General features: G+C 40.5%; 13 protein-coding genes. 7 read left to right on the plus strand and 6 right to left on the minus strand.

Features of this window, described 5'->3' with window-relative positions; all coding sequences use genetic code 11:
* Nucleotides 1-154 precede the first annotated feature (154 nt).
* The 4 genes from M1E96_RS03125 to yaaA all read right to left on the minus strand — a co-directional run bounded on the left by M1E96_RS03125 (nt 155) and on the right by yaaA (nt 3,183).
* Complete coding sequence (locus M1E96_RS03125; RefSeq protein ID WP_369427369.1) at nt 155-598, minus strand: hypothetical protein; 444 nt, start codon at nt 596-598, stop codon at nt 155-157.
* A 63-nt stretch (nt 599-661) separates the two neighbouring features.
* Nucleotides 662-874, minus strand: coding sequence for a hypothetical protein (locus tag M1E96_RS03130; RefSeq protein ID WP_319067019.1), 213 nt, complete (start codon nt 872-874; stop codon nt 662-664).
* A gap of 358 nt (nt 875-1,232) precedes the next feature.
* A complete protein-coding gene (locus tag M1E96_RS03135) occupies nt 1,233-2,222 on the minus strand; it encodes an aldo/keto reductase (protein WP_319067017.1) in 990 nt (329 codons plus the stop codon).
* A 184-nt stretch (nt 2,223-2,406) separates the two neighbouring features.
* Complete coding sequence (gene yaaA / locus M1E96_RS03140; protein ID WP_272580421.1) at nt 2,407-3,183, minus strand: peroxide stress protein YaaA; 777 nt, start codon at nt 3,181-3,183, stop codon at nt 2,407-2,409.
* Between the two features lie 284 nt (nt 3,184-3,467).
* Here yaaA and tal point away from each other — a divergent pair, with 284 nt between their 5' ends.
* The 3 genes from tal to mog all read left to right on the plus strand — a co-directional run bounded on the left by tal (nt 3,468) and on the right by mog (nt 5,376).
* On the plus strand, nt 3,468-4,421 hold the full coding sequence (tal, locus tag M1E96_RS03145; protein ID WP_140182773.1) for a transaldolase: 954 nt from the start codon (nt 3,468-3,470) through the stop codon (nt 4,419-4,421).
* Nucleotides 4,422-4,565: 144 nt separating this feature from the next.
* A complete protein-coding gene (locus M1E96_RS03150; RefSeq protein ID WP_337979951.1) occupies nt 4,566-4,673 on the plus strand; it encodes a hypothetical protein in 108 nt (35 codons plus the stop codon).
* 124 nt (nt 4,674-4,797) lie between these two features.
* On the plus strand, nt 4,798-5,376 hold the full coding sequence (gene mog, locus M1E96_RS03155) for a molybdopterin adenylyltransferase (RefSeq protein ID WP_070926899.1): 579 nt from the start codon (nt 4,798-4,800) through the stop codon (nt 5,374-5,376).
* A 74-nt stretch (nt 5,377-5,450) separates the two neighbouring features.
* Here the strand turns inward: mog and satP are convergent, their stop codons facing one another.
* Nucleotides 5,451-6,017: an acetate uptake transporter gene (satP, locus tag M1E96_RS03160; protein ID WP_070926897.1), complete on the minus strand. Its 567-nt coding sequence runs from the start codon at nt 6,015-6,017 to the stop codon at nt 5,451-5,453.
* 337 nt (nt 6,018-6,354) lie between these two features.
* On the opposite strand from satP, the gene dnaK reads away from it, so the two are divergent.
* The 4 genes from dnaK (at nt 6,355) to nhaR (ending at nt 12,462) form a co-directional block, all read left to right on the plus strand.
* Entirely contained in the window at nt 6,355-8,268 is a 1,914-nt protein-coding gene (gene dnaK / locus M1E96_RS03165; RefSeq protein ID WP_070926895.1) for a molecular chaperone DnaK, read from the plus strand.
* A gap of 110 nt (nt 8,269-8,378) precedes the next feature.
* Nucleotides 8,379-9,518, plus strand: coding sequence for a molecular chaperone DnaJ (gene dnaJ, locus M1E96_RS03170; protein ID WP_070926893.1), 1,140 nt, complete (start codon nt 8,379-8,381; stop codon nt 9,516-9,518).
* A gap of 539 nt (nt 9,519-10,057) precedes the next feature.
* Nucleotides 10,058-11,230 (plus strand): Na+/H+ antiporter NhaA, encoded by a 1,173-nt coding sequence (gene nhaA / locus M1E96_RS03175; protein ID WP_140182774.1) that lies wholly within the window; start codon nt 10,058-10,060, stop codon nt 11,228-11,230.
* A 308-nt stretch (nt 11,231-11,538) separates the two neighbouring features.
* Nucleotides 11,539-12,462: a transcriptional activator NhaR gene (gene nhaR, locus M1E96_RS03180; RefSeq protein ID WP_070926891.1), complete on the plus strand. Its 924-nt coding sequence runs from the start codon at nt 11,539-11,541 to the stop codon at nt 12,460-12,462.
* Between the two features lie 52 nt (nt 12,463-12,514).
* On the opposite strand, the gene rpsT is transcribed toward nhaR, so the two are convergent.
* The gene (rpsT, locus tag M1E96_RS03185; protein ID WP_070926889.1) at nt 12,515-12,775 is read right to left on the minus strand and encodes a 30S ribosomal protein S20; all 261 of its coding nucleotides are present in this window, start codon (nt 12,773-12,775) and stop codon (nt 12,515-12,517) included.
* Between the last annotated feature and the right edge of the window lie 354 nt (nt 12,776-13,129).

Here is a 13,129-nt window from a genome sequence, read left to right on the forward strand (position 1 = left end):
CTCGGCATACTGCAATCCTAGTGCTGCTAGCTGCGTTCACTTACATTCATTACCGCATTTTCTCTGTTCGCCAGCACGTTGAATTATTTAGAGTAAATAACGATATCACCACCAAAAAGTAAAATATCTTACTTATTGGTCAATTTATTGATTTTCATGAACCCTTACCATCTGAACCGTTTCTTCCTCCATTAGGCCCACCAAAGCCACCTCGACCACCTTCACCCCCTCCAGAGCCAGCATCGCCGCCATTGCCACCATTACCGCTTCCCGAGCCATTTCCACCGTTCCCTCCGTGTCCTCCATGTCCACCATTTCCACCGTTCCCTCCATTTCCATTTCCAGTTCCATTTCCGCCATCTCCTCCGTGGCCATCTCCAGATCCATTCCCGCCATTTCCTCCGTTGGTACCATTGCCTCCACTACCTCCACTGCCTCCATTATCATTATCATGAAGATGGAATACGTTATTTACGCTTGAGATGGCGTGTGGAATGGATGAAGTTAATGGGTGATAGATATAATTTGATGAATAACATTGTATTGAGAAAGGGAATAAAAATAGAACACCTATTGTTGTCAGCAATTTTTGTCGCATAATTATCTCCAACCCCCTTCTTCATTGAAGGGGGATTAACCAAATAGTTAAGTTACTTAGAGCTTAGTAACCATTCCCACCATTCCCGCCATTACCTCCGTTGCCACCATTCCCTCCATTTCCACCATTACCTCCATTGCCGCCATGACCACCATCGCCTCCGTTCCCTAAATACTTAATGGTTGTAGATATTGGTTCTACTGACAGTGGAGCTGTTGAAGCAAAAGCAATAGTTGGAATAAACAGTGCAGCAATAAAGATAGATTTTATTTTCATATAAATTTCTCTTGGTTAATTGATTAAATAAACTGCACTATTAGTTTAGTTTTTCTGGATTATTGATCAATGAAATTAAATCGTCAAATTTACATGCCTTTATAACAAATTTTATTTTAATTTATTTTTTGATAAAAAAAATCATAGAAATAAATTTTGTTTTGATTTTTGTTCTTTAAATTAATTTCATATTTTATTTGATTGGCAATTTAATTATGAAAAATAATTAAAAAGGATAATTTAAGTAGGGTGACTGTTTTTCAGTGAAGTAATGGAAAGGAAACCGCCTCTTATAATGAGAATGTAAGAGGCAGGATATTAAAGATATTCAATAAAGAGTCGTATTTTTAGGTAAATATTAGTCTTCAAGTATTAATTCAATTGCTTTTAGCTCTTCTTGTGTGAATTGACGGTTCTCAATAATACCTAAAGCATCATCAATTTGACTGATACGACTAGCGCCAATTAGCACTGATGTGACTCTATCATGACGTAAGATCCAGGCGAGTGACATTTGGCTGAGTTTTTGTCCTCGGCTAAGAGCCAGTTCATTAAGTTTTTTTACTTTACCAATGACTGCTGAAGTGAGCCTTTCCGGTGGGAGAGAAGGGTTACCAGCGGCTCTAGAATCGGCTGGAATACCGTTTAAATAACGATCGGTCAGTATGCCTCCCGCTAAAGGAGAATAGGCAATTGAGCCGACACCTTCATCTTCTAAAACATCAAATAATCCTTCTTCAGGATCTCGCACGAGCATCGAATAGCGAGGTTGATGAATAAGGCAGGGAGTGCCAAGTTGGTTAAGAATTTCTATTGCTTCTTTAGCAAGTTCAGCTGGATAGTTTGAGATCCCGACATATAAGGCTTTGCCTTGGCGAACAATAAGATCAAGCGCTCCCATTGTTTCTTCAAGTGGTGTGTCAGGATCGGGGCGATGATGATAAAAAATATCAACATAATCTAAGCCCATTCTTTTTAAACTTTGATTTAGGCTTGCGATGAGATATTTTTTGCTTCCCCAGTCACCGTAAGGGCCATCCCACATAGTAAAGCCTGCTTTAGATGAAATTATCATTTCATCTCGATAGGGTAAAAAATCTTGTTGCAGAATACGGCCAAATTGGCTTTCCGCAGCACCGGGTGGAGGGCCATAATTATTGGCGAGATCAAAATGGGTTATTCCATGATCGAAAGCATACCTTAGCATGGCTCGACAGTTATCTTGTGGTTTATTGTCACCAAAATTGTGCCAAAGACCTAAAGAGATAAGAGGGAGCCTTAATCCACTACGACCACAAAGGCGATATTCCATATCTGTATAACGATGAGCATTGGCAATATAAGGCATACTTCACCTCCAAATTGTTGGCAGAAAGACCTAGATTATATTGTCATAACCGGAGAGTGCACTCTGAGGAATCAATGCTAATTGATGACACAATACGCTATTTTTAGCAAATTTGTGATATGGGATAAAAAATAGGGGGGTGACAGTGATTAGCCCATCACCCTGCCCATCACCCTAAAGATGATTAGTGTTGTTCAGGACGGGTAAAAATCAGCTCATTACCTTGAGATTGACTCTCATCAAACTGATATCCTTCAAGATTAAAATCTGCTAATTGATCCGTTTTCGTGAGTTTATTTTGAATAATAAACCGGCTCATTAAGCCACGAGCTTTTTTAGCATAAAAGCTAATCACTTTATATTTACCATTTTTCTCATCAAGGAAAACAGGCTTTATCATCACTGCATCTAATTTTTTGAGATTAACGGATTTGAAATATTCGTCAGAAGCGAGGTTAACTAAAATTTGGTCGCCTTGAGCTGCAATCGCTTGGTTTAAATGGTCAGTAATGATGTTACCCCAAAACTCATATAAATCTTTGCCACGAGGGTTTTTCAAACGTGTTCCCATTTCAAGACGATAAGGTTGCATTAAATCGAGAGGGCGTAATAGCCCATATAAGCCAGATAAGATACGTAAGTGTTGTTGAGCAAATGCAAAGTCTTGTTCGCTGAAGGTTTCTGCTTGCATACCTGTGTATACATCACCTTTAAAAGCAAGAATAGCTTGGCGAGCATTTTCAGGGGTAAAATCTGCATGCCATTCACCAAAACGCGCGGCATTAAGGCCTGCTAGCTTATCGCTAATTTTCATTAGGCTAGAAATATCAGCAGGGGAAAGCTCACGGCAAACATCGATAAGTTGCTGTGATTCACCCAGTAGTTCAGGTTGAGTGAAAGTTTGCGTGGCAAGAGGGCTTTCATAATCTAATGTTTTAGCAGGTGAAATAGTGATGAGCATGACATGATCCCTATAATAAAGTGACGACCACCACTGTACCAAAAAATATGCATAAATGGCTAATCGATGAGATAAGTAAAAACAATTTTTCTATTTTGTCGTACTGTGATTATGCTTAAAAGAAGCTAAAAGGATTCAGTTTTTATTTAACGTGCGAAAACGATTGCATATCAATTAGTTGTTGCCGAATGGTTTTAGTCGCTTGCAGCAACTTAGATGCGTGATATTATCATTGTACGGTGCGGCGTTTGCCACAATTCCTTTATAACAACGAGATTAAAGAAATGACCGATAAATTAACTTCCTTACGTAGTCTAACCACCGTTGTTGCTGATACGGGTGATATTGAAGCGATGAAGCTTTATAAACCACAAGATGCGACAACTAACCCATCGTTGATCCTAAATGCAGCGCAAATTCCTGAATATCGTAAACTGATTGATGAGGCTGTTGAGTGGGCTCGTAAGCAAAGCAGTAACCGCGAACAACAGGTTATTGATGCTTGTGACAAACTGGCAGTAAACATCGGTCTGGAAATTCTTAAACTGGTTCCAGGACGTATTTCAACTGAAGTTGACGCACGTTTATCTTATGACGAAGAAGCGTGTATTGCTAAAGCACGTCGTTTGATCAAACTGTACAACGAAGCGGGTATCAGCAATGATCGCATTCTGATTAAACTGGCATCGACGTGGCAGGGGATCCGTGCGGCGGAGAAACTGGAAAAAGAAGGTATTAACTGTAACCTGACTCTGTTGTTCTCTTTTGCTCAAGCACGTGCTTGTGCCGAAGCAGGCGTATACCTGATTTCACCATTTGTTGGTCGTATTCTTGATTGGTATAAAGCTAATACAGATAAAAAAGAGTATGCACCACAAGAAGATCCAGGTGTGGTTTCAGTGACTGAAATCTATAACTACTACAAATCACATGGTTACAAAACGGTGGTTATGGGTGCAAGCTTCCGTAATGTAGGTGAAATTCTGGAATTGGCTGGTTGTGACCGCCTAACCATCTCTCCTGCACTACTGAAAGAGTTGTCTGAAGCACAAGGCGAAGTTGTTCGTAAACTCACTGATGCAGGTAAGACAAAAGAACCTGAAGCTAAGTTAACTGAATCTCAGTTCTACTGGCAGCATAATCAGGATCCTATGGCGGTTGATAAACTGGCTGAGGGCATCCGTAAGTTTGCAATTGACCAAGAAAAACTGGAAAAAATGATCGTAGAACTACTGTAAGTTCTTGTATTGTTTTCCAAGAGCCCAGCGTGGATAAAGCGCTGGGCTTTTTGTTTTTAATGGTGATCTGAAACTAAAAACATGACGTAGTCATATGCTGCGTATTGCGATCTGAGAGTCGATAAATTTAAGCTTAATGGGCAACTGGTATTACTAGGTTACTCATGGATTACAGGGGCATTATCATTATATCTGTTACGTATTGGATCCCATGAACATTTTTATAGTGCTCAGAACAAGCGGATAAAATGATTTAAAATTAATTAAATGAACAATTTTTTCATCTCGTTTATAGCCATAGCAATATACAGCACTGAAAGCTCACATCTTCCGTGATATTATAAACACTTTCTGTTGGTTACTTATTGAGGTTGGTATGGATGAATTGCGCATAGGCTTAGTTTCGGTCTCTGATCGTGCTTCTGGTGGAATTTATGAAGATAAAGGCATTCCGTCTTTAGAAGCTTGGTTGGCAAAAACGCTAACGACACCTTTTAGAATTGAAACTCGCCTGATCCCTGATGAGCAAATCATGATTGAGCAAACTCTTTGTGAACTGGTGGATGAATTCGCATGTCATTTAGTGTTAACAACGGGTGGAACGGGGCCTGCGCGTCGTGATGTTACACCGGATGCAACGCTTGCAATTGCAGATCGTGAAATGCCCGGGTTTGGTGAGCAAATGCGTCAAATCAGTCTGAAATTTGTACCGACAGCGATTCTTTCTCGTCAAGTTGGTGCGATACGTAACCAAGCATTAATTTTGAACTTACCGGGGCAACCAAAGGCGATCGCTGAGACGCTTGAAGGGTTAAAAGATGCTGAGGGAAATGTGATTGTTTCAGGTATTTTTGCCAGTGTACCTTACTGCATTCAATTACTGGATGGACCATATGTAGAAACCGACCCTACAGTTGTGAAGGCTTTTAGACCAAAATCGGCGATCCGTTCTTAACGGTTAGCTTTTCAGCATAATGAATATATGTCAGGTGAGTTGATTGATATCTCACCTGACTATATCAATCTAAATTACCCACGCTGCCCAATTGGCAGAATGGTTTTGCCATATTGCTCATTCAAGACTTCAGCCATGCCCAAGTAAAATGCACTAGCACCACAAATAATACCTTCGAAACCCGCAATCGTTAAAAGGGTTGTATTGCCAGTTAAATTACCGATCGCTAAAAGAGCAAACAGAACGGTTAAGCTACCAAATACAAATTGTAAGACAAAGTTAGCTTTAAATGTTCCAAGGAACATGAAAAATGTAAAAATTCCCCAAATTAGCAAATAGATCCCTAAAAATGCAGGGTCAGTCGCTTCTGCCAAACCCATTGTTGGTAAAAATAATAACCCAACTAATGTCAGCCAAAACATACCGTATGAACTAAATGCTGTTGCACCAAACGTATTTCCTTTCTTATATTCAATAAGTCCGGCAATCACCTGAGCAATACCACCATAAAAAATTCCCATGCTCAAAATAACTGATGAGAGAGGGAAAAAACCTGCGTTATGGATATTAAGCAGAATTGTTGTCATACCAAAGCCCAATAAACCAAGTGGGCCTGGATTCGCAATAGAGCTGGATTGCATATAACCTCTGGTGAAAATTATTAAAAATCAAATAGATATATAATTACTCTGCCGGTTGAATTTAGCAGGCGGCGAATCATACGCAGTTTTTATTGTTGAAACAATGATCGGAAGACAGGTTTTTTTGTAAAAAATACCAAATTTTTTTAAGTCATCCCCTTGATGAATGAATTTACGACCCCATCTTTAATGCATCCCTCGTTATCAATCGCAATTATTGCCTAACGCAAAAAAAATTGAGGTCTGGAGTAAAAACTCCCTTGAAAATGAAATATTGAGCCTCATATAGATTGATAACGAAATTGTATAGAAAAGAATTCCTTTGGAGGCGTTTTAGATGGGTAAAATTATTGGTATCGACTTGGGTACAACTAACTCATGCGTTGCAATTATGGATGGCACTACTGCGCGTGTTCTAGAGAACAGCGAAGGTGATCGTACAACTCCTTCCATCATTGCGTACACACAAGATGGTGAAATTTTGGTCGGTCAGCCAGCAAAACGTCAGGCTGTGACCAACCCAGAAAATACACTATTTGCGATCAAACGTTTGATCGGCCGTCGTTTCCAAGACGAAGAAGTTCAGCGCGACGTTGCAATCATGCCATACAAAATTATTGCGGCAGATAACGGCGATGCTTGGTTAGATGTGAAAGGCCAAAAAATGGCACCACCGCAAGTTTCAGCTGAAGTTCTGAAAAAAATGAAGAAGACAGCGGAAGACTACTTGGGTGAACCAGTAACAGAAGCTGTTATTACTGTTCCAGCGTACTTTAACGATGCTCAGCGTCAAGCAACTAAAGATGCGGGTCGTATCGCTGGTCTAGATGTTAAACGTATCATTAACGAACCAACAGCAGCAGCATTGGCTTATGGTTTAGATAAAGAAGTTGGTAACCGTACTATTGCGGTATACGACTTAGGTGGTGGTACATTTGACTTATCAATCATCGAAATTGATGAAGTTGACGGTGAAAAAACCTATGAAGTTCTAGCAACCAATGGTGATACTCACTTAGGTGGTGAAGACTTCGATAACCGTTTGATCAACTATTTAGTCGAAGAGTTTAAGAAAGAGCAAGGCGTTGATCTACGTAACGATCCGCTGGCGATGCAACGTTTGAAAGAAGCGGCTGAGAAAGCGAAAATCGAGCTTTCTTCTGCTCAACAAACAGATGTAAACCTGCCGTATATCACTGCGGATGCAACAGGTCCTAAACATATGAATATTAAAGTGACTCGTGCTAAATTAGAGTCACTGGTAGAAGATTTAGTTAAACGCACAATGGAACCAGTTAAAGTTGCTCTGCAAGATGCTGGCCTGAGTGTTAACGACATCAATGACGTGATCTTAGTTGGTGGTCAAATCCGTATGCCAATGGTGCAAAAAGCGGTTTCTGACTTCTTTGGTAAAGAACCACGTAAAGATGTTAACCCAGATGAAGCGGTTGCGATTGGTGCAGCAGTTCAAGGTGGTGTATTAGCAGGTGATGTTAAAGACGTACTGTTACTTGATGTAACGCCACTGTCTTTAGGTATCGAAACAATGGGCGGCGTGATGACTTCGTTAATCGCGAAGAACACCACCATCCCAACTAAACACAGCCAAGTGTTCTCTACTGCGGAAGATAACCAATCAGCAGTAACGATCCATGTTCTGCAAGGTGAGCGTAAGCGTTCAAGCGATAACAAATCACTGGGTCAATTTAACTTAGATGGTATTCAACCGGCTCCGCGTGGTATGCCACAAATCGAAGTTACTTTTGACATCGATGCGGATGGTATCCTCCACGTTTCTGCGAAAGACAAAAACAGTGGTCGCGAGCAAAAAATTACCATCAAGGCTTCTTCTGGTTTGAACGATGAAGAAATCGAAAAAATGGTACGTGACGCGGAAGCGAACGCAGAAGCGGACCGTAAATTCGAAGAGTTAGTACAGGTTCGTAACCAAGCAGACCAACTGATACATGGTACTCGTAAACAAATCGAAGAAGCAGGCGATAAACTGCCAGCTGAAGATAAAGCAAACATCGAAAAAGCAACATCTGAGCTAGAAGCTGCAAGCAAAGGCGAAGATAAAGCGGATATTGAAGCGAAAATCCAAGCATTAGTTGCAGCTTCAGAAAAACTTCTAGAAATGGCACAGCAGCAAGCACAAGCTGGTGCAGCAGGTGCTGGGGCAGAAGCGAAGAAAGATGACGATGTTGTTGACGCTGAGTTCGAAGAAGTTAACGATAAAGACAAAAAATAATGCCCTTAGCGGGCGCAGTGACCTTGCTAATGGTTATTAATGGTTACTGATACCGAACACGGGCGTCGAGGAAACTCTACGCCCGTGTCGGCATGTTAAGGGTAAAATAAATGGCGAAAAGAGATTTTTATGAGGTATTAGGCCTCGAAAAAAATGCTTCTGATAAAGACATCAAGCGAGCATACAAGCGCTTAGCGATGAAATATCATCCTGATCGTAATCAGGAAAACAAAGAAGAATCGGAATCAAAGTTTAAAGAAATAAAAGAAGCTTACGAAGTGCTATCTGACGAGCAAAAGCGTGCCGCATATGATCAATATGGCCACGCTGCGTTTGAGCAAGGTGGTATGGGCGGCGGCGGCGGCTTTGGTGGCGGTGCTGACTTTAGCGATATCTTTGGTGACGTCTTCGGTGATATTTTTGGAGGCGGCCGTAGACAACAGCGCCCAAGCCGTGGTTCTGATCTACAGTACAACATGGAGTTGACTCTTGAAGAGGCTGTCCGTGGAGTGACCAAAGAGATCCGTATCCCAACTTTGGAAAGCTGCGATGTCTGCCATGGCAGTGGTGCGAAACCTGGAACGAGTGCGGACACTTGCCCAACCTGTCATGGTATGGGACAGGTGCATATGCGTCAGGGGTTCTTCTCGGTTCAACAACCATGCCCAACCTGTCATGGCCGTGGTAAAGTGATTAAAGACCCATGCAACAAATGTCATGGACATGGTCGTGTTGAACGTTATAAAACATTGTCAGTTAAAATCCCTGCTGGGGTTGATACTGGTGATCGCGTTCGTTTATCAGGCGAAGGTGAAGCAGGTGAGAATGGCGCGCCAGCGGGTGATCTGTTTGTTCAAGTCCACGTGTTGCCACATAATATTTTTGAGCGTGATGGTAACAACTTACATTGCGAAGTCCCTATCAACTTTGCAATTGCAGCATTGGGCGGTGAAATTGAAGTCCCAACCCTCGATGGTCGCGTGAAACTGAAGATCCCAGCAGAAACTCAAACAGGTAAAGTTTTCCGTATGAAAGGAAAAGGTGTGAAATCTGTTCGAGGTGGATTGCAAGGTGATTTGATGTGCCACATTGTGGTTGAAACACCCGTTAAGCTTAATGAGAAACAAAAAGAATTGCTCAAAGAGTTCGGTGAATCATTGGGTGGTACTAGTGGTGAAAAAAATAGTCCACGTTCAAAACGCTTTTTAGATGGCGTGAAGAAATTCTTTGATGACCTGACTAACAAATAATAATTATATTATTACTTCTTCATTATTTTAAAACACTCGCTTTTGCGGGTGTTTTTTTATCCGCTAAGCTTGATGAAGAGTCTTTCTGCTTAAAAGACACCGCTGATCGTGATGAATATTAGGCTAAATTAACCTATCACTCTTATCCATAGCGCATTTTGTGAAGCGATTGCTATTTTGTCTGTTATTTATTGCAAAAGATGCACAGAGCTTCGAGCACGAACGTAAATAAATCACCAATATTCACAACGTTGCAGACGAAAATTGAGCGAGGGTTTAAGCTTATATAACTTGTTTTAATAAGTGAAAAGGCAATAGCGTAAACCTGAGTGTTTGATTTCGGAGTTCTTCAATATGAAAAAGGGTGAGCAAATTCAAATTAATTTGTCTATATTAAAATTTAACGATTATTTAGCATATTTAGTGAGCTATTTCTCTAAATATTCGTTAAATCCGAATGATAATGGATAAATAAACGATTTTTTACGAATCAATGATTAGCATAGTATTAACACTCTGTTTATTTTGAGGTTAAACATATGACAGCAATCATCCGTAAATTTTTAAGGTTAGAAGCAGCAGGAGGGCTACTCCTGATCATTGCTGCCATAGTCGCATTAATTATGGCAAATTCGCCATTTCAGGGGCTATATCAGCAGTTTTTAGATATTCCAATCGCCGTTAAAATTTCATCATTAGAACTCGATAAGCCATTAATTTTATGGATTAATGATTTTTTGATGGCCATTTTCTTTCTTGTTGTTGGTCTTGAAGTTAAGCGTGAGCTACTTGAAGGATCATTAGCAGGTAAAGATAAAGCTATTTTCCCAGCCATTGCAGCTTTAGGCGGAATGTTAGCACCAGCTCTGATTTATTTATTATTTAATGGAGCAGATGAGGTTACTCGTCAAGGTTGGGCAATACCCGCCGCAACAGATATCGCTTTTGCATTAGGGGTGATGGCGTTATTAGGTAAGCGTGTACCGACGGAATTAAAGGTATTTTTATTGGCGCTTGCCATTATTGATGATCTTGGTGTTATTGTCATCATTGCATTTTTCTATACTAATTCACTGTCTATGGTTGCGCTGGGCTTAGCGGCTTTATGTGTAGCGATATTGATTATGATGAATTGGCGGCGAGTTGAAAATACCGCAGCTTATTTAGTTATCGGGCTAATTTTGTGGGTATGTATACTCAAATCAGGGGTTCATGCGACGTTAGCCGGTGTTATTGTTGGCTTCTTGATCCCACTTCGTGGCACCAATAATACTAAGCCATCAGAAGAGTTAGAACATGTATTGCATCCATGGGTTGCCTATATGATTTTACCAATATTTGCTTTTGCAAATTCAGGGGTTCAATTAAATGGTGTGACACTAGATGGTTTGATGAGCACATTACCTTTAGGTGTTGCCGCAGGATTATTATTTGGTAAACCACTAGGGATCTTTCTATTTAGTTGGGTTTCGGTAAAACTTGGTTTTGCCAAATTACCGGAGTCAATTAATTTGAAGCAGGTATTCGCTGTATCTGTCTTATGTGGAATCGGTTTTACTATGTCTATTTTCATCACTGGTCTTGCTTTTGATGGGCTGGATGAAAGCTACAGTACCTATTCACGGCTGGGTATTTTGATAGGTTCGACACTTGCCGCATTTTTAGGTTATTTTTTGTTAAAGGTAGTGTTACCGAAAGGTCAACAAAAATAGTGATTGTCTGAATTCCAATAATTTTAGAAATAAATAGTAAGAATTTCCGAGTTAATCCATTATGATGTACCCGCAGTATTCACTTTTTGTGCTGCGGGTATTTTTATAATAGCTCCTGAAAAAGGGCATGTAGACTCTAAATAATTCGAGATGCAGGTAGGCGATCATCGAAGACAGGTGGAGTGCATAGAGAAACACTGTGACCCATAAAGCGATTATGTCTTAACGAAAATCCCCGCATCTTGAAGGCATGATGAGTATAGAACCAATATGGTCAGGCGACTATTGGTGGTATGGAAGGAAATGATATGCGGGTTTCACATCTTAATTTTAACCATCTTTATTATTTTTGGCATGTATGTAAAGAGGGTTCAGTGGTTGGGGCCGCTGATGCGTTGTATTTAACGCCTCAGACTATCACAGGGCAAATAAAAGCATTAGAAGAGCGGTTAGGCGGTAAACTATTTAAGCGGCAAGGGCGTGGTTTAGTGCCGTCTGAGCTTGGGCAGCTTATTTTTCGCTATGCTGATAAAATGTTTATGCTTAGCCAAGAGATGCTTGATATTGTCAACTATAGCCGAGAATCGAACTTGTTGTTTGATGTCGGGGTTGCTGACGCGTTATCAAAACAGCTGGTGAGCCGAGTATTAGAAACGGCGGTGGTTGAGCATGAGCAGATCCACTTACGCTGCTTCGAATCTACTCATGAGATGTTGCTTGAGCAATTAAGTCAGCACAAGCTTGATATGATCCTATCTGATTGTCCTGTGGATTCATCACAACAAGAAGGTTTGTTTTCTGTGAAGCTAGGCGAATGTAGTATGAGTTTCTTTTGTCGTCAACCGGTGCCTAAGAAGCCATTCCCTGAGTGTTTAGAAGAGCGTCGCTTGTTAATACCCGGTCGTCGTTCTATGTTAGGTCGCCACTTACTCACGTGGATCCGTAATAAAAACTTGGAAGTTGAAGTTCTCGGCGAATTTGATGATGCCGCTTTAATGAAAGCGTTTGGTGTGTCTCATAATGCCATATTTGTGGCGCCTTCATTATATGCAGCAGATATTTTGGCTGGAGAAGACGTGATCGAATTAGGACGGCTCGATAGCGTGAAAGAAGAGTATTTTGTTATTTTTGCTGAACGTATGATACAGCATCCTGCTGTTCAGCGTGTCTGTAATAAAGATTTTTCAAATCTATTCTCAACACCCTTTGATAAGCTTGAGAAAAAAGTTTAACAGACAAAAAAACCGGCAAGAGCCGGTTTTTTTAGCTAATCAAGAAGCAAAATTACATTGCTTTGATTTGAGCAACTAAGTTAGCTTTATGACGAGCTGCTTTATTTTTGTGGATCAGGCCTTTAGTGGCGTGACGATCAACAATAGGCTGCATGTCATTGAATGCTTTCTGAGCCGCTTCTTTATCGCCAGCAGCGATAGCAAGGTAAACTTTCTTGATAAAAGTACGCACCATAGAACGACGGCTAGCGTTGTGCTGACGACGTTTCTCAGATTGTATAGCGCGTTTCTTAGCTGATTTGATATTAGCCAAGGTCCAACTCCCAAATGTATTCTATTGAGGACAATTCAAAGGTCGAGGAATATGCCCTTTCGGCCTTCATTTGTCAATGGATTTGTGCAAATAAACGTCGTGTACTTCGACGTAAGTGCGTTTGTGAATGGTGCAAGATTCTATCAGCAAATGCTAGAGGAATACAGATCTTCGCACGAAAAAAAGCGTAATTGATGCTAGATAATAAAAAATTTTTTAGTCGAGAAAATTTTTAAGATAGTGAATAGGGGGGTGAGTATGAATATCGAACAATAGTTGTTTGATTATTGGTCATTGATTACAATGAGTTGCACTTGTAGCTGTGAAAGTCAGAAAATTTTACGATTTTTCGAG

Origin of the sequence: Providencia sp. PROV236 (genome assembly GCF_033676985.1) — a bacterium.
In the GTDB taxonomy this organism is placed as follows: Bacteria; Pseudomonadota; Gammaproteobacteria; order Enterobacterales; family Enterobacteriaceae; genus Providencia; species Providencia manganoxydans.